General features: G+C 72.7%; 17 protein-coding genes. 10 read left to right on the forward strand and 7 right to left on the reverse strand.

What is annotated here, in order from left to right:
• Positions 1–74 precede the first annotated feature (74 nt).
• The 4 genes from ACGFJ7_RS32080 to ACGFJ7_RS32095 all read left to right on the forward strand — a co-directional run bounded on the left by ACGFJ7_RS32080 (position 75) and on the right by ACGFJ7_RS32095 (position 3680).
• The gene (locus tag ACGFJ7_RS32080) at positions 75–920 is read left to right on the forward strand and encodes a phosphotransferase (RefSeq protein WP_392645488.1); all 846 of its coding nucleotides are present in this window, start codon (positions 75–77) and stop codon (positions 918–920) included.
• A gap of 24 nt (positions 921–944) precedes the next feature.
• Complete coding sequence (locus ACGFJ7_RS32085; RefSeq protein WP_360253251.1) at positions 945–2336, forward strand: MFS transporter; 1392 nt, start codon at positions 945–947, stop codon at positions 2334–2336.
• 48 nt (positions 2337–2384) lie between these two features.
• Entirely contained in the window at positions 2385–3158 is a 774-nt protein-coding gene (locus ACGFJ7_RS32090; protein ID WP_360253253.1) for a methyltransferase domain-containing protein, read from the forward strand.
• A gap of 135 nt (positions 3159–3293) precedes the next feature.
• Positions 3294–3680, forward strand: coding sequence for a nitroreductase/quinone reductase family protein (locus ACGFJ7_RS32095; RefSeq protein WP_392645490.1), 387 nt, complete (start codon positions 3294–3296; stop codon positions 3678–3680).
• On the opposite strand, the gene ACGFJ7_RS32100 is transcribed toward ACGFJ7_RS32095, so the two are convergent.
• The 3 genes from ACGFJ7_RS32100 to ACGFJ7_RS32110 all read right to left on the reverse strand — a co-directional run bounded on the left by ACGFJ7_RS32100 (position 3667) and on the right by ACGFJ7_RS32110 (position 5794).
• Positions 3667–4131, reverse strand: a complete 465-nt coding sequence (locus ACGFJ7_RS32100) for an SRPBCC family protein (protein ID WP_360253257.1) — start codon at positions 4129–4131, stop codon at positions 3667–3669. The two genes, ACGFJ7_RS32095 and ACGFJ7_RS32100, sit on opposite strands and share 14 nt — an antisense overlap.
• The gene (locus tag ACGFJ7_RS32105; RefSeq protein WP_360253259.1) at positions 4128–4457 is read right to left on the reverse strand and encodes a metalloregulator ArsR/SmtB family transcription factor; all 330 of its coding nucleotides are present in this window, start codon (positions 4455–4457) and stop codon (positions 4128–4130) included. The genes ACGFJ7_RS32100 and ACGFJ7_RS32105 overlap by 4 nt, the downstream gene beginning before the upstream one ends.
• Before the next feature lie 83 nt (positions 4458–4540).
• On the reverse strand, positions 4541–5794 hold the full coding sequence (locus tag ACGFJ7_RS32110) for an erythromycin esterase family protein (protein ID WP_392645492.1): 1254 nt from the start codon (positions 5792–5794) through the stop codon (positions 4541–4543).
• An 84-nt stretch (positions 5795–5878) separates the two neighbouring features.
• Here ACGFJ7_RS32110 and ACGFJ7_RS32115 point away from each other — a divergent pair, with 84 nt between their 5' ends.
• From ACGFJ7_RS32115 to ACGFJ7_RS32135, 5 genes are all read left to right on the forward strand, one after another.
• Positions 5879–6307 carry a hypothetical protein gene (locus tag ACGFJ7_RS32115; RefSeq protein WP_392645494.1) on the forward strand — a complete coding sequence of 143 codons (429 nt, stop codon included), beginning with the start codon at positions 5879–5881 and terminating at the stop codon, positions 6305–6307.
• Positions 6304–6834: a nitroreductase family deazaflavin-dependent oxidoreductase gene (locus ACGFJ7_RS32120; RefSeq protein WP_360253263.1), complete on the forward strand. Its 531-nt coding sequence runs from the start codon at positions 6304–6306 to the stop codon at positions 6832–6834. The genes ACGFJ7_RS32115 and ACGFJ7_RS32120 overlap by 4 nt, the downstream gene beginning before the upstream one ends.
• A 9-nt stretch (positions 6835–6843) precedes the next feature.
• Complete coding sequence (locus tag ACGFJ7_RS32125; RefSeq protein ID WP_392645496.1) at positions 6844–9585, forward strand: ATP-binding protein; 2742 nt, start codon at positions 6844–6846, stop codon at positions 9583–9585.
• 25 nt (positions 9586–9610) lie between these two features.
• On the forward strand, positions 9611–10321 hold the full coding sequence (locus ACGFJ7_RS32130) for a 3-keto-5-aminohexanoate cleavage protein (protein ID WP_392645498.1): 711 nt from the start codon (positions 9611–9613) through the stop codon (positions 10319–10321).
• A gap of 65 nt (positions 10322–10386) precedes the next feature.
• A complete protein-coding gene (locus ACGFJ7_RS32135; RefSeq protein WP_360253269.1) occupies positions 10387–11295 on the forward strand; it encodes an RICIN domain-containing protein in 909 nt (302 codons plus the stop codon).
• Here ACGFJ7_RS32135 and ACGFJ7_RS32140 read toward each other — a convergent pair whose 3' ends face one another.
• The 3 genes from ACGFJ7_RS32140 to ACGFJ7_RS32150 all read right to left on the reverse strand — a co-directional run bounded on the left by ACGFJ7_RS32140 (position 11296) and on the right by ACGFJ7_RS32150 (position 15486).
• Positions 11296–13125: a diguanylate cyclase domain-containing protein gene (locus ACGFJ7_RS32140; RefSeq protein ID WP_392645500.1), complete on the reverse strand. Its 1830-nt coding sequence runs from the start codon at positions 13123–13125 to the stop codon at positions 11296–11298. It abuts the gene before it with no gap.
• A gap of 35 nt (positions 13126–13160) precedes the next feature.
• Positions 13161–15008 (reverse strand): SpoIIE family protein phosphatase, encoded by a 1848-nt coding sequence (locus tag ACGFJ7_RS32145; protein ID WP_360253273.1) that lies wholly within the window; start codon positions 15006–15008, stop codon positions 13161–13163.
• Positions 15009–15171: 163 nt separating this feature from the next.
• A complete protein-coding gene (locus ACGFJ7_RS32150; RefSeq protein WP_360253275.1) occupies positions 15172–15486 on the reverse strand; it encodes a type II toxin-antitoxin system PemK/MazF family toxin in 315 nt (104 codons plus the stop codon).
• A 176-nt stretch (positions 15487–15662) separates the two neighbouring features.
• On the opposite strand from ACGFJ7_RS32150, the gene gndA reads away from it, so the two are divergent.
• On the forward strand, positions 15663–17102 hold the full coding sequence (gene gndA / locus ACGFJ7_RS32155; protein ID WP_360253277.1) for an NADP-dependent phosphogluconate dehydrogenase: 1440 nt from the start codon (positions 15663–15665) through the stop codon (positions 17100–17102).
• Positions 17103–17208: 106 nt separating this feature from the next.
• Here gndA and ACGFJ7_RS32160 read toward each other — a convergent pair whose 3' ends face one another.
• Positions 17209–19524, reverse strand: coding sequence for an EAL domain-containing protein (locus ACGFJ7_RS32160; RefSeq protein WP_360253279.1), 2316 nt, complete (start codon positions 19522–19524; stop codon positions 17209–17211).

Raw genomic sequence — 19524 nt, forward strand, 5'->3', positions numbered from 1 at the left:
CTCCCCGCATGTCATCTGAACCCCGCGTTCACCTGCGTAAAGCACCCTTGGCCGCGATATGCCGGAAATGGGGTTTGGACCTCGCCGAGGCCGATCCGCTGCAACATTCGATCCACGCGGTCATCCGTTTTACCCGCGCTCGAGTGGTGATCCGGCTGTCCCCCGACTCTCTTTCCGATTCCCATTTGGTACGGGTGGCAGCCGCGCTCACCGAAGCGGGCGCGCCCACCGTGCGGCTGTGGACCCCGGAACCGGCGCGGGCCGAGGGCTGGTCGGCCACCGCCTGGCACCTGCTGCCGCCCCCACCGCCGGAACGCTTCCCGGCCGCCGCCCTGGCGGAGCCGTTGCGCCGGCTGCATCGTTGCCGCTTGCCGATCGAGTTACCGCCGTGGGATCTGCCCGGCACGATTCACGCCGCTGTGAACCGCCCGTTGCCGCCGGACTGGGCCCCAGCCGCGCTCGGCCTGACAACCGAGGATCTGCGCGGTCGGCTGGCCGCTATATGCCGCGAAATTGCGGACGAGTTGGCAGCGGGCCCGACCTTCGGTGAATTAGGAGTGGGGACGGTGCATGGGGATGCGCACACCGGCAATCTGCTTCGGGATCCGGGGCGTGGGGCGGTGCTGTGCGATCTCGACACTGTGGCATGGGGGCCGCCCGAGGTCGATCTCGTGCCGGCGGCCCACGGGGTGGAGCGGTTTCGGCGTGACCCGGGTGACTATGGGCGGCTGGTGGAGGTGTACGGGTTCGACGTTCGGGATTCGCCGGCGTGGCCTGCTCTGCGGCGGCTGCGAGATCTTCAGCTGGCCGTCTACCCGCTGGCGCGGCCGCCCGCCGGTGATGAGCTGGCCCGGCGGGTGCGCACGGTTCTCGACGACGACCACGATGCGGTCTGGGCGCGCTTCGGTGGGTACGCCTGAGGGCGTACGCGTATAAACGATCTTGTGTCGCGTCGTTATCTGGTTCTTGCCATCTGCTGTTGCAGTCTGTTCATCGTCGGCATGGACAACACGATCGTGAACATCGCGCTGCCGTCGCTGCAGGACGATCTGGGCGCGTCGCTGTCGGGGCTCCAGTGGACGATCGACGCGTACACCCTGGTCCTGGCCAGTCTGCTCGTGCTGGCCGGGTCGACGGCCGACCGGATCGGGCGGCGGCGGGTGTTCCAGACCGGGCTTGCCCTGTTCACCGCGGGCTCGCTGCTGTGCAGTCTCGCCCCCAGCCTCGGATGGCTGATCGTCTTCCGGATGGTGCAGGCCGTCGGCGGCTCGATGCTCAACCCGGTCGCCATGTCGATCATCACGAACACGTTCACCGACGCCAAGGAGCGGGCCCGGGCGATCGGCGTCTGGGGCGCGGTCGTCGGGGTCAGCCTGGCCGTCGGGCCGGTGCTCGGCGGCTTCCTGGTGCACGCGATCGACTGGCGGGCGATCTTCTGGGTCAACGTGCCGGTCGGCGTGGCCGCCTTCCTGCTGGCGTGGCGGTTCGTGCCGGAATCGCGGGCGCCGCACCCGCGCCGGCTCGACCCGGTCGGCCAGGTCATCGTGTTCGTGCTGCTCGCCTCGGTCACCTACGGGATCATCGAGGGTCCCGGCGCCGGCTTCACCTCGCCGAAAATCCTCGGCTGCTTCCTGCTCGGCGCGCTCGCCCTGGCCGCACTGCTGCTCTACGAGCCGCGGCGCGCGGAACCGCTGATCGAGCTGCGCTTCTTCAAGAGCGTGCCGTTCAGCGGGGCCACCTTGATCGCGGTGTCGGCGTTCGGCTCCCTGGCCGGCTTCCTGTTCCTGAACACGCTCTACCTGCAGGACACCCGGGGCCTGTCGGCCCTGCACGCCGGCCTGTACACGCTGCCGTTCGCGGCCATGACCGTCGTCTTCTCCCCTCTCTCCGGCCGGATCGTCGGCTCGCGCGGCACCCGGCTGCCGCTGACGCTGGCCGGCGTCGCCTTCGTCGCCGGCATCCTGCCGCTGACCCAGCTGACCCCGGACACCCCGGTCTGGCTGCTGTTCGCCTGCTACGTCGTGTTCGGCTTCGGCTTCGCCATGGTCAACTCCCCGATCACCCAGACCGCCGTCTCCGGCATGCCCCGCGAGCAGGCCGGCGTGGCCGCCGCCATCGCCTCGACCAGCCGCCAGGTGGGCACCTCCCTGGGCGTGGCCGTGATCGGCGCGGTGGTGGCCGGCAGTACCGCCGGCTTCGCCGAGGCCAGCCACGCCGGCTGGTGGATCATCGTCGGCCTGGGCGTCGCCGTTCTGCTCCTCGCTCTGATCACGACGGGCCGCTGGGCCCGATCCACCACCCGGCTCACGTCCGGAACGCCCACCCACCAGACCTGACGAAGTGCCGTCTCCCCCGGGGATGCGCCCGGCTGCCATGCTGGCCCAATGAACATCATCGACGTGTTCGACCGCGTCTCCGGCGAGTACGACAGCGTCGGCGTCGACTTCTTCAAGCCGATGGCCGAAGCGGTGGTCCGGGCCGCCGCGCCGAGGCCCGGCGACCGCGTCCTCGATGTCGGGTGCGGCCGGGGTGCCGCCCTGCTGCCGGCCGCCCGGCTCGTCGGGCCGACCGGTCATGTCACGGGCATCGATCTCGCGCCCGGCATGGTGTCGCGCACCGCCGCGGCCACCGCCTCGCTGCGCAATGTGACCGTGCGGCTCGGCGACGCTCAGGACCCGGACTTCCCGGCCCGGTCCCTCGACGTCGTCACCGCCGCCATGGTGCTGTTCTTCCTGCCCGATCCGCCGGGCGCCCTGGCCACCTATCGCCGTTTCCTCAAGCCCGGCGGCCGCCTCGCCTTCAGCTCGTTCGCCGCGCCCGACCCCCGCCACCGCAACGTCATGCGCATCCTGGCCCGCATCGGCGACGATCCGCCGCCGGACCACAGCCACCACGCCATGTTCGGCTCGGTGGAATCGTTGCGCTCGGCGATGGCACAGGCCGGTTTCTCCCGTACGAAGGTGAGCGAACTCGACATCAGGAGCCACTTCCGCGACGCCGAGCAGCTGATCGGCTGGATCGGTTCGCATGCCGGGCGGCGGCTGCTCGATTCCGTACCGCCGGAACGCCGGCCCGAAGCCACCGCCGCCGTGGCCGACTATCTCGATTGGCCGACCACCTTCACCACGAGAATCCGGGTGGTGACCGGCGGCGTGTGACCGCTAAGGTCACTCTCGTGACTGCCGGGTCGGCCTCGGGCCATGACTTAGTGGGGCACCCGGCCGACGTTTGATCCGGGGGCCGCCTTCTGTTCGGTGATGAGACGTCCGTCGACACCGAGCAGAAAGCGACTCATGCCCAACCCGTACAACAAACAGATCATCGACGAGTTCCGCGCCGGCCGGGGCCAGGCCGGGCTCATCCTGCTGACCACTCGCGGCGCCCGGACCGGGGCTCAGCACACCACGCCGCTGGCCTGCCGTCCGTACGAAAGCGGCATTGTGGTCATCGCCTCCGCGGCCGGGGCGCCGAAGAACCCGGACTGGTTCCACAATGTCCTGGCCGACCCCCGGGTCAGGGTCGAGGACGGCACACGCTCCTACGACGCCGTGGCGACCCCGCTGGCCGGGGCGGACCGGGACCGCGCCTTCGCCGAGGCGGCCGCCGACGATCCGGGCTGGGCCGATTATCAGACCAAGACAACCCGGATCATCCCGGTGGTCGTACTCACCCCTGCTTGATCTTCTCGAGGTGGGCGTCGAGGGCCCGGTAGGACTCCTCGGCGCCCACCTCCATGCCGCTCTTCAGCATGCCGTCGCGGTCGTCTGGGCTGCTGAACGTGCTGGTGCAGGTGACCGTCGTGACGCCGCCGGACTCGGTGAACACGAACTTCTCGACGGCGACGTGGCCGGCCATCGGCTCGTACTCGAAGGTCCAGGTGAAGCCGTTCGGCGGGTCGATCTCGCGGACCTCGCCGCGGAACGGGTGCTCCCGGCCGTCGGCGTGCTCGACGAAGCGCCACTTGCCACCGACCGTGAAGTCGAGTTCGACGTCGAGCGGGTTGCCGCGGCCCCACCAGTGCCGCAGGTGCTCGGCCTGGGTGTGCGCGGCGTAGACGAGCTCGCGGGGGGCGGTGAACGAGCGGGACATGACGATCGTGGTGTCGGTGGGGGTCTGGACGGTGATGCTCACGATTCCTCCTGAAGGTGTTCCAGGTAGGTGTCGAGGGTGTCGTAGCGCTGCTCCCACAGCCGCCGGTACTGCTCGGCCCACTCCGCGACCGCCCGCAGCGGCGCCGGCACGATGCTGCACCGTCGCCACTGGGCCTCGCGGGTGCGCGCGATCAGGCCCGCCGCCTCCAGCACGTTCAGATGCTTGGAGATCGCCTGCGGGCTGATCGGGAACCCGGCGGCCACCTCACCGGCCGTGGCGTCCCCGGTCGCCAGCCGGGCCAGGATCGCCCGCCGCGTCGGATCGGCCAGGGCGGCGAAGACGCCGTCGATCGGGTCCGCGGTCATGATCAGCTCTACCCACTCTCTAAACCTTTCGGTTTATCAACCGATGGGTTTAGATTACGCTGCGACGGCTGTCCGTCAAGGGATCAGACACCACTGGGGTAGGTCTCCGGCTCGCGGGCGTCGATGTGGAACGGGTGCAACGGGCGTACGGCCGAGGTCTCGTCGAACCAGAGGAAGGCGTCGTAGCGGTCACCCAGCACCGACGGGACGTAGTTGGCCCAGTTGTCGCGTTCGGGGCGGTAGACGACGCCGATCGCGCGATGCGACAGCGGGTCGACGAGGAAGTCGGGGCGATCCGCGATCGGCGGGAAGACGAACAGCGCCCGCGGGGGCGCCTCCGCGTGCAGGATCTCCTCGAGCGAGCCGGACCGGCCCGGCGGCACCGGCATGACCTCCATCGGTGAGCCCCAGTCGCGGCCGGCGATCACCGTGCCCCGGTAGCTGCCGAAGCCGACCAGCGCCACCTGGTCGGCGCCGTAGCGCTCGCGGGCCAGGGAACCGATCGTCACCTCGCCGTGTGCCGCCTGGTCGGTGGCGTTGGCGTCGCCGACGTGGGTGTTGTGGGCCCAGACGACCGCCTGGGCGCCGTCGCCGTAGTGGTCGAGCAGGCGGGCCAGGGTGGCGTCCATGTGCCGGTCGCGGATGTTCCACGAGGCCGGGCCACCGGCGATCATCGACCGGTAGTAGTGCTCGGCTCCCGCCACCACCTCGGCGTTCTGCCACACCGCCAGGTCGCGGCCGCGCAAGTCGATGAGCATCCGGACGACGTCGTCCTCGCAGCAGGCGTTGACGAACCGGGTCGCCCACGCGTACGCGTGCGGGTCCTCGGCGAACGGCTCGAAGCAGCGGTAGGCGGCCAGCGCGGCCGGGACCTGGGCCGGGTCGTGCTCGCGCAGCCAGGTGAGGATCTGGCGCATCGACTCCCACAGCGAGTAGACGTCGAGCCCGTGGAAGCCGGCGCCGCGCCCGTTGTTGAGGTTGAAGGCGCGCAGCCAGAGCGCGAAGTCGGCCACCTCCTCGTTCGCCCACATCCAGGTCGGCCACCGCTCGTAACCTTTCAGCGCCTCCTCCGGCCGCGCGCTGCCGCCCCGCACGGTCGCGTCGACCCGTTCGCAGTCCGGCCAGTCGCCCTCGACCGCCACGAACGAGAAGCCGCGCTCGGCGATCAGCCGCCGGGTGAGCGCGGAGCGCCACTCGTAGTACTCGTGCGTGCCGTGGCTGGCCTCGCCGATCATCACCACCCGGGCCGAGCCGATCCGATCGATGAGGATGTCCAGATCACCCTCGTCGACCAGGGGCCGGGCGATCGCCGCCACCTCATCTCCGTACCGGTGCATGCCTTGGCGATACCCTCGCCGTTTCGCCCCATACGTCGGACATACCCGGCAGACGTACGGGCGGTGGGCGCGCACAATGCGGTGATGTCCCTCTTCGAGGCCGCCGGGGGCGCCCCGGCGATGCTGGCCCTGGCCGGTGACTTCCACCGCCGCTGCGTGGCCGACCCGGTCCTGGAACATCCGTTCTCCCGCCGGCGGCACCCCGACCATGTGCAGCGCCTGGCCCACTACTGGGGCGAGGTCTTCGGTGGCCCGCCGGTGTTCTCCACCACCTACGGCGGCCATCTCGCCCTGCTGCGGCTGCACGCCAACTCGGGCGCCGACGACGATCTGGGCGAGCGCTTCGTCGCCTGCTTCGACGCCGCCGCCGAGGCCACCATCACCGACCCGGCCGCCCGCGCGTCCATGTGCGCCTACATCCGCCACGCCACCGCCGAGGTGATGTCCTACTCTGCGGCGGACGCGGTGGTCCCCCCGACCGCCTCCATGCCCCGTTGGGATCTCGCACCATGACCTACAACTACGCGCGGGCCGGCGCGACCCGCCAGGCGATGCGCCGCGTGTGCGCGACCGCACCCGCCTCGTGGGCGTTCGCCCGGTTCCTGCATCGCATCGACCGGCCCCTGTTCCGGCTCACCGACGGCCGGCACACCTTCGCCAGCCTCGTCACCGGCCTGCCCGTCGTCATGCTCACCACGACCGGCGCCCGCAGCGGCGCCCGGCGCACCCTCCCGCTGCTCGGCCTGCCCACCTCGGAGGGCCTGGCCGTGATCGCCTCGAACTGGGGCCAGGACCGCCACCCGGCATGGCACTACAACCTGCGGGCGAACCCACACGCGACAGTCGTCGTCGACAACGAGACCCGCGAGGTCACCGCGGTCCTGGCCACCGGCGACCGCCGCGACCGCATCTGGGAGCAGGGCCTGAAGATCTACCCCGGATGGGCCCAGTACGCCCGCCGGGCCCCGAACCGCGACATGCCCGTCTACGTGCTCGAACCGGCGATCCAGCCCGAGCGGCACGGAACGGAGCACCGGTAACCTGGCCTCGTGCGAACCTTCCGTGGCGGTGCCAGCCCGGTGATGATCGGGCGCGAGAGCGAGCTGCGCCGGCTGGTGCGGCTCGCTCCGCCGGCGTCCGAGGGCGCGGCGGTCGCGGTGATCGCCGGCGAGCCCGGCATCGGCAAGACGCGGCTGGTGCACGAGGTGCTGGCCCAGGTTCCGCCCGAGACGGTGGTGCTGGTCGGACAGGCCGAACCGGGGTCGCTGTCCCGGCCGTACGAGGTGCTCCTGGACGCCATCGACGGTCGGCCCGAGGTCGACGAGGAGCAGCTGGCCGCGCTGGCCGACGCCAGCCGGAGCCCGGTCGAGCGGCTGCACACGGGGCTGGCCATCCTGGCCGACCTGATCGGGGACGCGCCGGCGGTCATCGTCTTCGAGGACCTGCACTGGGCCGACTCGGAGAGCGCGGCCCTGTTCGAGCGGATCGCCGACCAGCGCGGCCCGCGGCTGCTGATCGGTACGTACCGGCCGGACGAGGTGGACCGGCGGCAGCCGGTGGCCGGACTGCTGGCGCGGCTGGAACGGCGGCACGCGGTCACCCACGTGCGGCTGGATCGCCTGACCCCGGCCCAGACGGCGGCCCTGCTCGCCGCGGTCACCGGCGCGCCGGCGCCGTTACGGGCCGCCACGGCGCTGCATCACCGCACCGGCGGCAACCCCTTCTTCCTGGAGGAACTGCTGCGAGCCCTTCCCGGGTACGCCGTGGAGGCGCTCGTCGAGCAGCCGCTGCCGTGGAGCCTGGCCGAGGTGCTGCGCCGCCAGGTCGACGACCTGGAACCGCTCAGCCACCGGATCGTCGAGGCGGCGACCGTGCTCGGCCACCGCATCCCGTTCGACCTGCTCGCCGACGTGACCGGCGCCGGCGAGGACGAGCTCATCGCCGTGCTGCGCGACCTGGTCACCCGGGGCGTGCTGGTCGAGTCCGGTGAGGACGAGTTCGCGTTCCGGCACGCGCTGGTCCGCGAGGCGATCGCCGACCAGATGCTCGGCCGGCAGCGGCGCCGGCTGCACGAGGCCGCGCTCGACGTGCTGCTGCGCGGCGGGACCTCCGACCCGGCCATGGTGGCCCACCACGCGCGCGGCGCCGGGCGGTACGACGACATGATCGCGGCGGCCCGCGGCGGCACCGCCCTCTATTTGTCGATCGGCTCCGCCTACCAGGCGCTGCAGCTGGCCGAGATGGGCCTGGACGAGGTGCCCGACGACACCGACCTGCTGGCCGGCGCGGCCCGGGCGTCGTGGCTGGCCGGGCTGCTGGACGACGCCCTGCGCTACGGGCGGCGCTGGCACGGCCTGGCCCCGGCCGCGACCGACCGGGCCGAGGCGCTCTACCTGCTGGTGCGCATCGCCTGGGAGTCCCGCGAATACGACCAGATGCGGGCCCTGACCGGCGACATCGAGACCCTGATCGCGCAGCTGCCGCCGGGCGCCGCCCAGGCCCGCGCGATGACGGCCATCGCCCAGTCGTCGTACCTGCGTGACGAGTTCGAGGACGCGCTGCTCTGGTGCGACCGGGCGCTGGCTCTCGCGGCCGAGTTCGACCTGCCCGCCGTACGGCTGACCGCGCTGCTGGAGAAGGGCTCGACGCTGACCGAGCGGGCACAGAGCTCGGCCGAGGGCCGGGAGATCCTGTCCGCCCTGGTCGACGAGGCCGAGAAGGCCGGCGAGTGGGTGCTGGCCGCCCGGGCCCTGAACAAGCTGGTCCAGGACGCGCCGCCCACCTCGCCTGCCGAGCACGCCGAGATCCTGGAGCGGATGCGGGTCGACGCCGAGCGGGCCGGCCTGGAGTCGCTGTCGGTGGCCACGTACTTCCAGGGCCGGGCCCGGCTGGCCATCCGGGCCGGTGACCTGCGCGCGGCCATCGCCGCGCTCGAGGAGGGCCGCGAGCAGGATCGCGGTTACCAGCGCCGCGGCCGCTGGGCCGACTTCCACGGTGTCTTCCTGGCCGGGCTCTACCTGGAGGCCGGCGAGTTCGACCGGGTCGACCAGATCATCGACGACCTGGCCACGCTGCCGAACAACCCGCCGACCACGATCCCCGGCCTCGCCTTCCACCTGGCCTGCCGCCGGCACGACCTGCCGAGGGCCGAGGCGGCCCTGAAGGAGTTGATGGCCGATCTGGCCGAGCAGAACTGGCGCAGCGGCGAGCAGGCCCACGACCTGGTCTCGGCCGCGCTGGAGCTCGGCCTGCCGGTGGACCGGCTCGACCGGACGGCCGCCGTGCTGCTCGACGCCGAGGTGTGGGACGCCTACCGGACACTGGTCGAGGCGCAGCTGGCCGAGGTGCACGGCCGGCTGGCCGAGGCCCTGGCCGGCTACGAGTCGATCACCGAGGATCCGGCGCTGGGCCCGGCGCTGCGCGGCACGATCCGGGCCGGCGCCGCGCGCTGCCTGCTGGCCCAGGACCGGCGGGCCGAGGCGACGGCGCACGTCGAGGTGGCCGCGTCCCTGCTGCGGGGGTGGGGCGGCTGGCGGGTGGCCCAGCTCGACCAGGTCCGGGCCCGGCTCGGCCTGGCCCCGGCCGACGCGCCGGAGGCCGTCACCGGTCCGGCCGCCCTGACGCCGCGCGAGCGGGAGGTGGCCGTGCTGATCAGCGACGGGCTGACGAACACCGAGCTGGCCCGGCGCCTCTACATCTCGCCCAAGACGGCGGCCGTGCACGTCTCCAGCATCCTGCGCAAGCTGGGCATCGCGTCCCGCACCGAGGTGGCCGGCGTCATCGGGCGGTGAGCGGCCGTCGTGCACCATGGCTGGTGTGTGGATCAAAGCTTGCCTCAACGGTGGCCGCCCGTCGCCGGCGCCGATCACTCCGGACGAGCTGGCCGACGCCGCTGAGAAGGCGGCCGCGGCCGGAGCCGCGGCCGTTCACGTGCACCCGCGGGACGCCGATGGGCGGGAGTCCCTGCACGGCGACGACATCGGCGCCGCCGTCACGGCGATCCGCGCGGCCTGCCCCGGGCTTCCGGTCGGGGTGTCGACGGGCATCTGGATGACCGGCGGCGATCCGCGGCGGCGGGCCGAACTGGTCGCCGGGTGGCGGGTGCGGCCCGATTTCGCCTCGGTGAACGTCCACGAGCCGGGCTTCGCCGATCTCGTACGTCTCCTCGACGGCTCCGGGGTCGGTGTCGAGGCGGGTGTCTGGTCACCGGCCGATGTGGACGCGCTCGAAGGGCTGCCGCTCCTGCGGATCCTCGTCGAGATCATCGACGTGCCGGCCGACGCGGCCGTGGCGGCGGCCGACGCCATCCTGCGGCGGGTTCCCGAGGCGCTGCTGCACGGCGAGAACGACGCCTGCTGGCCGCTCATCGCGCACGCCGGGGCTCTGGGCCTGCCCACCCGGATCGGGCTCGAGGACACCCTGACGCTGCCCGACGGCACGCCGGCGGCGGACAACGCGGCGCTCGTCCGGCGCGCCCGGACAGTGTGGACGGACGCGCGCCGGAAACACGAGAATACGTACGGTTAAAGTGCGGTATCGGTTGATCGATTCGGGCGAATGTCGCGTATCTTGATCCGGCCGGAGGGAGCAAGATGACCGATACGCCGGATCGCGAGGATCCTGTACTCGTTCGCCCGTACGTCTCGACGAGCGTGGACACCACCGAGTTCACCGCCGTCGAGGACGCGGAGAAGTGGCCCGAGCCCGGGGACGACGCCTCGACCGTTGTGCAGCCCACGGTCGAGGAGCCCGCGGAAGAGGAGAGCAAGCCGCCGAGGCGGACCGACATCCCGATTCTGCGGCTGGCCATCTTCGCCGGTGGCGCTCTGCTCGCCGCCGGCGTGGCCGCGTTCTTCGTCTTCGGCCTCGGCTCCGGCCCCGAGCTTCCGCAGCCGGGCGCCGCCCTGCCCGCGATGCCGGCCCGGGCCCCGATCCCGGACTCCTCGGTGGCCGCCGCGTCGAAGAGCGCGGCCGCCGCCTCGGCCAGCGCCAGCTCCTCGGCCAGCGCGAGCCCGTCGGCCAGCGCGAGTGCCAGCGCGAGCGTGAGCGCCACCCCCAGCATCGCGGTGAGCGGGTCCCTCCAGCCCCTGGTGCCGGGGGCGACCTCCCCGGCCGCGCCGACGTCGGCGCCGACCACGGCCCCGGCCGTCGACCGCACCGGCGCGATCACCGCCGCCAGCGGCCGCTGCCTGACCCGGGGCGGACTGTTCGGCATCGACGGCAGCCCGGTCAACGTGGCCGGCTGCGCCGGCGGCGACGCGCAGACCTTCACCCTGGCCACCGACGGCACCCTGCACGTCGACGGCAAGTGCGCCACCCCCGGCGGCGACGGGACCGTGCGAGTCGGCTCCTGCGACGGGGCGGGGTCGTGGCGTACCGGCGAAGGTGGGTCTCTGATCGCCGCCAACGGCAAGTGCCTCACCGACCCGGGCCGCTCCGGCGCCGCCACCAAGGTCACCGAGTGCGCCGGCTCCGCCGAGCAGACCTGGAGTCTGCCCTGACTAGCGCTTGCGGCTGACCGGCTTGGCCCGGTACATGGCGGCGTCGGCCTCGCGCAGCAGGCGGTCGGGGTCGGTGGAGCCGTCGCCCGAGAGGGCCACGCCGATGCTCACGCCGACCTCGATCTGCTCGCCGTCGATGCAGTAGGGCTCGCAGAGCCTGGTCGCGATGGCGTCCCGGACGACACGTTCCGCGCCCGGCTCGCGCAGGCCGTCGAGCAGCACCACGAACTCGTCGCCGCCGAGCCGGGCCACCGTGTCCGACTCGCGCAGCAGACCGGTCAGGCGGCGGGCCACCTCGATGAGCAGCACGTCGCCGGCCGCGTGGCCGAGCGAGTCGTTCACCGCCTTGAACCCGTTCAGGTCGAGCAGCAGCACGGCGAACCGGTGGTCGGGCCGGCGCTGCGACCGCAGGCCGGCCTGCTCGAGCCGGTCGGCCAGCAGCACCCGGTTGGGCAGGCCGGTCAGCGCGTCGTGCAGGGCCGCGTCGCGCAGCTTCTGCTCCTGCTCGCGCAGGGCCGCCACCATCGCGCCCCGGTCGAGGGCGGTGGCCAGCAGCGCCCCCGAGTGGTTCATGATCTCCCGGCCGGCCGGGGTGCTCTGCTGGACCGTGCCGATCGCGGCCAGCACACCCCAGTCCCGCAGGCCGCTGCGCACCGGCACCACGAAGACGATCTCGCCGGCGGCGCCGTCGGCCATCGCGAACAGGCCGGCCGGCGGGAACTCGCTGACCCGCATCTGCTCGCCGGCCCAGCCCGGCCGCCCCGGGTACTCCCCCACGACGCTCAGCTCGGTGTCGCGGGCCGGCACCGCCGAGTGGTTCCACAGCCCGAGGCAGCCGGCGGTCAGCGCGGTGCGCTGCAGCCAGGCCAGCGCGCGGGGGTCGCGCTCGTGCGCGCCGAGCAGGTCGATGCCGAGCTCGTGCTGCACGTTCAACGTCTCCTGCAGGTAGCGGACCTCGCCGAACAGCGACCGGGTCCGCTCCTCGCTGACCGGCAGCCCGATGCCGGGGCAGCCGCACGAGCCGCGCCGCACGAACGTCGTCGCGACGTACGCGCTGTCGGTGTCGTCCGGCGCGCAGACCAGCCGGTGGGCCGTCGTGCCGACATCCTCGACCGGCTGGCGGACCGTGGAGAGGCTGGGCCGCATGTAGGTGGCGTCGACGATGTCGTCGAAACCGACCACCGCCACATCGCCCGGCACCCGGTATCCGGCGCCGGCCAGGCGGCCGATCAGGCCGATGGCGTTGCGGTCGGTGCCGCAGACGACCGCGCTGACCGGCACGCCCCGGCGCAGCAGCACGTCGGCCACCACCTCGCCGCCGCTCTCGTGGTTGTCGCCCGAGTCGAACACCAGCTCCGGATCCGGTTCGATGCCGTGCGCGAGCAGGGCCTCACGGTAACCCTCGAGGCGTTCCCGCAGGTCGAAGTGGGCCAGGTGACCGGCGTAGGCGATCCGCTCGTGCCCGTGCCCGAGCAGGTGCCCGACCGCGTCGCGCAGGCCGGAGCGGTTGTCGGCCAGCACGGCCGCGCACTCGTCGAGCTTCTGCCCCACCGACACCACGGGCAGACCGGCCCGGCGGGCCCCTTTGGCGTACGAGGCGTGCAGCGCCCCCGGCAGCACGATGAGACCGTTCAGATGCTTCCAGGACACCGGCCGCCGGAAGTCCGGCAGCCCGCTGCGGTCGGCGCTGTACGAGCCGGGATCGAGCGTCTGGATGGCCATGATCCGGTCGCCGGCCGCCACGGCGGCGTCGTTCACCCCGGCGATGATCGCGCCGTAGTAGTCGCCACCGACGAAGGGCGAGAGAACCCCGAACGTACGACCCGTCACGGGCGACATGATCTCCCGGATCCGGCCCCGGTGGGTCAGACTCCCGACAAGTAGCGCCGAAGATCTTTGGTTTCCCCGCTTACCGGCCGGGCGGCCAGGATGCAGGTGTCGTCGCCCGGGTTGGCCTGGCGCAGCCGGGACAGCAGCTCGCCCAGCGGCTGGCGGGGGTTGGCCCGCACGGCCTGGTCGACCGTCCGGATCACCGTGGCCAGCCCGTCGTCGAGGCCGCGGTGGCGGTGCTCGACCAGGCCGTCGGTGTAGAGCAGCAGCAGGTCGCCCAGGCGCAGGTCGAGCCGGGCGGTCTCGTAGCGGGCGTCGTCGAGCACGCCCAGCATCGGCCCGGCCGGCCTCTCCAGCGGCGCCGTGCGGCCGTCCCGGCTCAGCAGGGGCGGCGGGTGGCCGGCCTGGGCCCAGACGATCTCCCGGCGGGCCGGGTCGTAGCGGGCGACGACAGCGGTGGCGGCCAGCTCGGGCGTCTCCCGCTCGAGGTCGCAGGTGAGCGCGTTCAGGTGGCGCAGCAGCTCGCCGGGGTCGCCGGTGGTCACGGCCAGGGCCCGCAGCGCGTGCCGGAGCTGGGCCATCGTCTTGGCGGCGCGGGTGCCGTGCCCGGCGACGTCGCCGACCGCGAGCAGCACCGAGCCGTCGCGCAGCTCGGCCGCGTGGTACCAGTCGCCGCCGACCAGGCTCTCCTCGCCGGCCGGCAGGTAGCGCAGGGCCACCTTGAGGCCGGGCAGCTCGATCGGGCCGTCCGGCAGGGGCAGGATGATGCGCTGGAGCTTGGCCGCCAGCTCGTGCTCGGCCGCCAGGTCCCGGCGCTGCTCGTCGAGCTGGCGTTCCACGTCGGCCAGGCGCTGGGCGCTGGTCTCCCGCTCGGTGATGTCCTGCACGATGCCGAAGATGCGCAGCGGCCGGCCGTCGGCGTCACGGCTGGCGTCGGCCACCGTACGCAGGAACTTGGTCCGCCCGCCGATCCGCACCCGGGTGGTCACGTCGACCCGTTCGCCGCGCTCGAAGGCGACCCGGGCCGCCTCGCGCAGCGGCTCGTCCTCGGGCACCGCGAGCGCGTCGGACTCCTCCCGGCTCAGCGGGCCCAGCCGCGGGTCGCGCTCGTAGATCCGGTAGACCTGCTCCGACCAGTAGATCTCGCCGCTGACCAGGTCCCACTCGCCCCAGCCGAGGTTGCCCAGCAGCTCGGTGCCGGCCAGCCGGTCGCTCACCCCGCCCGGCCGCTCGTCGTGCCGGGTCCAGTTCAGCAGCAGGCCCACGCCGAGCCGGTGGGCGCGCACGGTGTAGAGCCCGTCGCCGTGCCGGAACGGCCCCAGCACGGCCGGGCCACCGGCGTCGAGCACCTGCTGGTAGGCCTGCCAGCGGTCGCTCGCCAGGGCCTCGGGGAAATGCTCGGAGATGCGCAGGCCGAGCAGCTGGCTGCCGCGCAGGCCGTTCGGCGCGACCGCCTCGGGGCTGACCGCCGCCCAGACCAGATCGACCAGCCGGCCGGACGGATCGCGCTCGGGGGTCAGGAAGCAGGCCATGCCGGGCACCACGTCGAGGACCCGCTGAACCATGCCCAGCCAGGGCGCGAACCGCCGGACCGGGCCGGCCGGCGAAACCGGGGGCCGGCCGGTCTCCAGGCCGGAGATGGGCGCGGTGTCCGGGTCGGAGACGTCGAGCGAGCGGATCACCCCGCTCGCCACCTCGATCAGGTCGCGGCCCTGCTCGGCGCCCATCCGCAGCAGGTGGCGGTGGGCCTCGGCCAGGCGGCACCGGGCGCGGCCGGCCAGCAGCCCGACCGCGCGCTCGACGGTGAGCCGGCCGGCCTCGCCGGGGTCGGTGGTCACCGCGGGCCGCAAACTCTCGACCGCGGCGGCATACGCCTGTCCCACCCGATCACTCCCGTCCCGTACGACTCCGGCTTCCTGAATACGTCAGCCGGACCGGGGTCGTCATCGGCCGTTCATACGGAGCGGGCCCTCCCTGCGGCGAACAACGCCCGCCGTCACACGAATGGGGTGGGCCGAACGGTTTTCCGAGCTCGAGGAACGGTGTTCAGAGCTCGAACAGCGACCGCATGGCCTCGGTGAGACGGGCCATGCTCTGCCCGGTGACCATGCCGATACGCTCCGCACCGATGGCGGCGGGCAGGCGGCGCATCCGGTTGACGACCACGACGCCGGTGATCGGGTCCTGCTCGGTGAGGGCGACCGCGTACGGCGGAAGCTCCGTCACACCGCGCTGGCGGACGATGGGCGCGCAGAACGGTGAGGCGTTGTTCCGGTCGTTGAACGTGTCAGCGGAGAGCACGAGCACGCGGTAGCGCAGATCCGTCCGGTTGCCGATGGTCCAGATCTCGCCGCGCTTCATCGATCAGTGGGTCCCGCTCGACATGCGCTGAAGCCTACCGCCGCGCCGATCTCAGGCGGCGTCCAGCCCACGTGCCGCGCCGCCAATAAATGAGAACCGCGGAACACGGTCGAACCACCGTCGCAATTAACCCGTAAGAATGAGCGCGTGGCTAGAGCGACTGAAGGGTGTCAGTGATGACGGAGAAGGCTCAGATCGGGGTCACCGGCCTCGCGGTTATGGGGCGCAACCTGGCCCGCAACTTCGCCCGTCACGGGCACACCGTGGCGGTGCACAACCGGTCGTACAACCGCACCAAGGAACTGGTGGAGGAGTTCGGTCACGAGGGCACGTTCATCGCGTCCGAGAGCGCCGAGGACTTCGTGGCCAGCCTGGAGCGCCCGCGCCGCGTGGTGATCATGGTGAAGGCCGGCGCGCCGACCGACGCCGTGATCGACGAGTTCGCCCCTCTGCTCGAGGAGGGCGACATGCTCATCGACGCCGGCAACGCCCACTACCTGGACACCCGCCGGCGGGAGGCGGCCCTGCGCGAGCGTGGCCTGCACTTCGTCGGCACCGGCGTGTCCGGCGGCGAGGAGGGCGCCCTGCACGGCCCGAGCATCATGCCCGGCGGTTCCAAGGAGTCGTACGAGGCGCTCGGCCCGCTGCTGGAGGACATCTCGGCCAAGGTCGACGGCGAGCCGTGCTGCGTGCACGTCGGCCCGGACGGCGCCGGCCACTTCGTCAAGATGGTGCACAACGGCATCGAGTACGCCGACATGCAGCTCATCGCCGAGGCGTACGACCTGCTGCGCCGCGTCGGCGGGCACACGCCGGCCGAGATCGCCGACGTCTTCCAGGGCTGGAACGAGGGCCGGCTGGGCTCCTACCTGATCGAGATCACGGCCGAGGTGCTCAAGCAGGTCGACGCGGCCTCGGGCAAGCCGTTCGTCGACGTGGTGCTCGACCAGGCCGAGCAGAAGGGCACCGGCCGCTGGACCGTACAGGCGGCCCTTGACCTGGGTGTGCCGGTCAGCGGCATCGCCGAGTCGGTCTTCGCCCGGGCCCTGTCCGGCGGCGCCGACGTGCGCCAGGCGGCGGCCGACGCCGGCCTGCCCGGCCCGTCCGCGACCACCGGCGCCCACGCCGGTGACCTGCAGGCCGACGTCGAGCAGGCGCTGTTCGCCTCCAAGATCGTCGCCTACGCGCAGGGCTTCCAGCAGATCCAGGCGGCCAGCAAGGAGTACGGCTGGGAGATCGACCCGGGCGCGATGGCCAAGATCTGGCGGGCCGGCTGCATCATCCGGGCCAAGTTCCTCGACTTCATCAAGCAGGCGTACGACAAGTCGCCGTCGCTGGCGACGCTGCTCGTCGACCAGTACTTCCTGGACGCCGTGAGCGGCGCCCAGGACGCCTGGCGCCGGGTCGTGGCCACCGCGGCGGCGCAGGGCATCCCGGCGCCGGGCTTCTCGTCGGCGCTGGCCTACTACGACGGCCTGCGGGCCGAGCGCCTGCCGGCCGCCCTGATCCAGGGCCAGCGGGACTTCTTCGGCGCGCACACGTACCACCGCGTCGACAAGGAAGGCTCGTTCCACACGCTGTGGGCGACCGACGACCGCAAGGAAGTTTCGGCCTAGGTTTTCCACAGTTCCGCGGTCGTCCACAGCCCGCCCGCACGATCTCGCGCTTTTCGGTCAGACTGGTGCGGGACGGGGGCCCCCTTGGGAGGGCGGGCCGTGGGCGTCACGCGGCGTACATCACCGGGGCCGGCGCGTTCGCGCTCATGAGCGCGCCGGCGTCCTCGGCCGGCAGCGGCTTCGCCATGTAGAAACCCTGGCCCAGCCGGTAGCCCATCTCGCGCAGCCGTTCGAGCTGCGCCAGCGACTCGATGCCCTCGGCCACCGCCGACAGCTGCAGATACTCCGCCAGCTGGGCCACCGCCGCCGCCACCGCCAGGCGGCCCCGGTCCTCGCCGTCCGTGATGCCGTCGACGAACGATTTGTCGAGCTTCAGCACGTCCACCGGGAACGCCCGCAGCAGCGACAGCGACGACTGGCCGGTGCCGAAGTCGTCCAGCGCCAGCCGCACCCCCATCTCGTGCAGGGCGTGCAGCGTCTCGCGCACCTGGCGGCCGTCGGCCACCGACGACTCGGTCACCTCCAGCACCAGGTTCTGCGGCAGCAGCCCGGTCTCGCTGAGCACCGCCGCCACCTCGTCCACGAAGCCGGACTCGCGCAGCTGGCGCACCGCCACGTTCACGTTGATCGCCTTGATCGCCCCGTCGCCGTGCTCCCGGCGCCAGCGGGCCAGCTGCTCGCACGCCTCGCGCAGCACCCACGAGCCGAGCGGCACGATCAGCCCGGAGCGCTCGGCGACCGGGATGAAGTCGCCCGGCGAGACGAAGCCGCGCACCGGGTGCTTCCAGCGCACCAGCGCCTCGGCCCCGTGCAGCCGGCCGGTGACGATGTCGAAGACGGGCTGGTACAGCAGGTACAGCTCACGCCGGATGATGGCGTTGTGCAGTTCGCTGCCGAGCCGGGCGTGGCTGACCACGTCGGCCCGCATCTTCGGCTCGAAGCGGGTCCAGGCCGCCTTGCCGCCCTCCTTCGCCGCGTACATGGCGATGTCGGCGTTGCGCAGTACCTCGTCCGCGGTGTCGCCGGGACCGGCGATGGCGATGCCGAGGCTGGCGTGGGCCAGCAGCTGGTGTTCGCCGACCCGGAACGGCTCGGCCAGGGCGGCCAGGATGCGCCCGGCGGTGGCCTCGGCCGACGACGGCTCCTCCACGTCGAGCAGGACGGCGAACTCGTCGCCGCCGAGCCGGGCCGGCAGCTCGCCGTCGGCGCTGGTGGCCCGCAGGCGCTGGGCGATCTGGTAGAGCAGCTGGTCGCCGATGGCCGGGCCCATCGAGTCGTTGATCGTCTTGAAGTCGTCGATGTCGATCAGCAGCGCCGTCGCGGGCTGGTGGGCGGCCAGGCGTTCGGCCAGCACGGCGCTGAACCGGGTGCGGTTGGCCAGCCCGCTCAGCGGGTCGGTCATGGCCAGCCGCTCGAGCTGGGCCTGCTGTTCCTTCAGGCCGGCCAGCAGCTGGCGGTTCTCGCGCAGGCCCAGCAGCTGCCGGAGCACGACCAGGGCGGCGATCAGCACGGCGCCGACGATGACGGTCAGGTCGCGCCCGGCCATCTCCTGGGCCGACACCGCGGTGACCAGGGCGGCGGTGGCCAGCACGGCCACGAACGGCAGCAGCTCGTAGACGGACCGGCGGCCGCGCGCCTTGAGCACGGCGGTCCGCTCGATGACCCGGCGCTGGCGGAAGGCGGCCGCGGCGAAGGAGAGCGCCACCAGCGGGCTGCCCAGCACCGAGAGCACGAGCCGGGACGTGTCGTCGCCGGCGATCAGCAGCACGGCCAGGGCGACCGCCACCATCGGGGCGATGGTCAGGATCCGCAGCGACAGCGCGTCGACCGGGGCGTCGGGGCGGGCCGCCGCCTTGCCGATCACCACCAGGCAGAGCAGGCCGGCCACGCCGACCACCCCGGCCGCGGCCCGGGTGACCAGGTCGGCGCCGGGTGAGGCGTAGCTGAGCACGACGTACCAGAACACGAGCGTGCCGGCGACGGCCACGGTGGCGCCGTCGAGCAGCACCCGCGACCAGCCCAGCGCCGTGCGGTCGCCCATCGGCAGCCGCAGGAAGGCGGTCATCGCCCAGAGCACGCCGGTCAGCAGCGGCACGGCGACGTAGAGGGACATGCCCGCGTTGTTGTTGGCCAGCGCCAGGGCCGTGGACGAGCCGACCAGCAGGATGAACGCGGCGTGCCCGAGCTGGCGCCAGAACGCGCGCACCACCCGGGGCAGCACCACCGTCGAACCGAGCCGCTGCAGCGAGAAGGTGGCCGCGACCAGCGCGATCGGGCCGCCGAGGTAGCCGTAGACCACGTCCGAGGGGTCGCGCACGACCAGCCACGCGACGACCGCCAGCGTGGCGACCGCCGCGACCAGCAGCGGCGCCAGGGCGCCGCCGCCCGCGCGGATCGCGGCGGGCTTCACGGCCTCAGTCAT

The organism is Actinoplanes sp. NPDC048988, assembly GCF_043197815.1.
Taxonomy (GTDB): domain Bacteria; phylum Actinomycetota; class Actinomycetes; order Mycobacteriales; family Micromonosporaceae; genus Actinoplanes.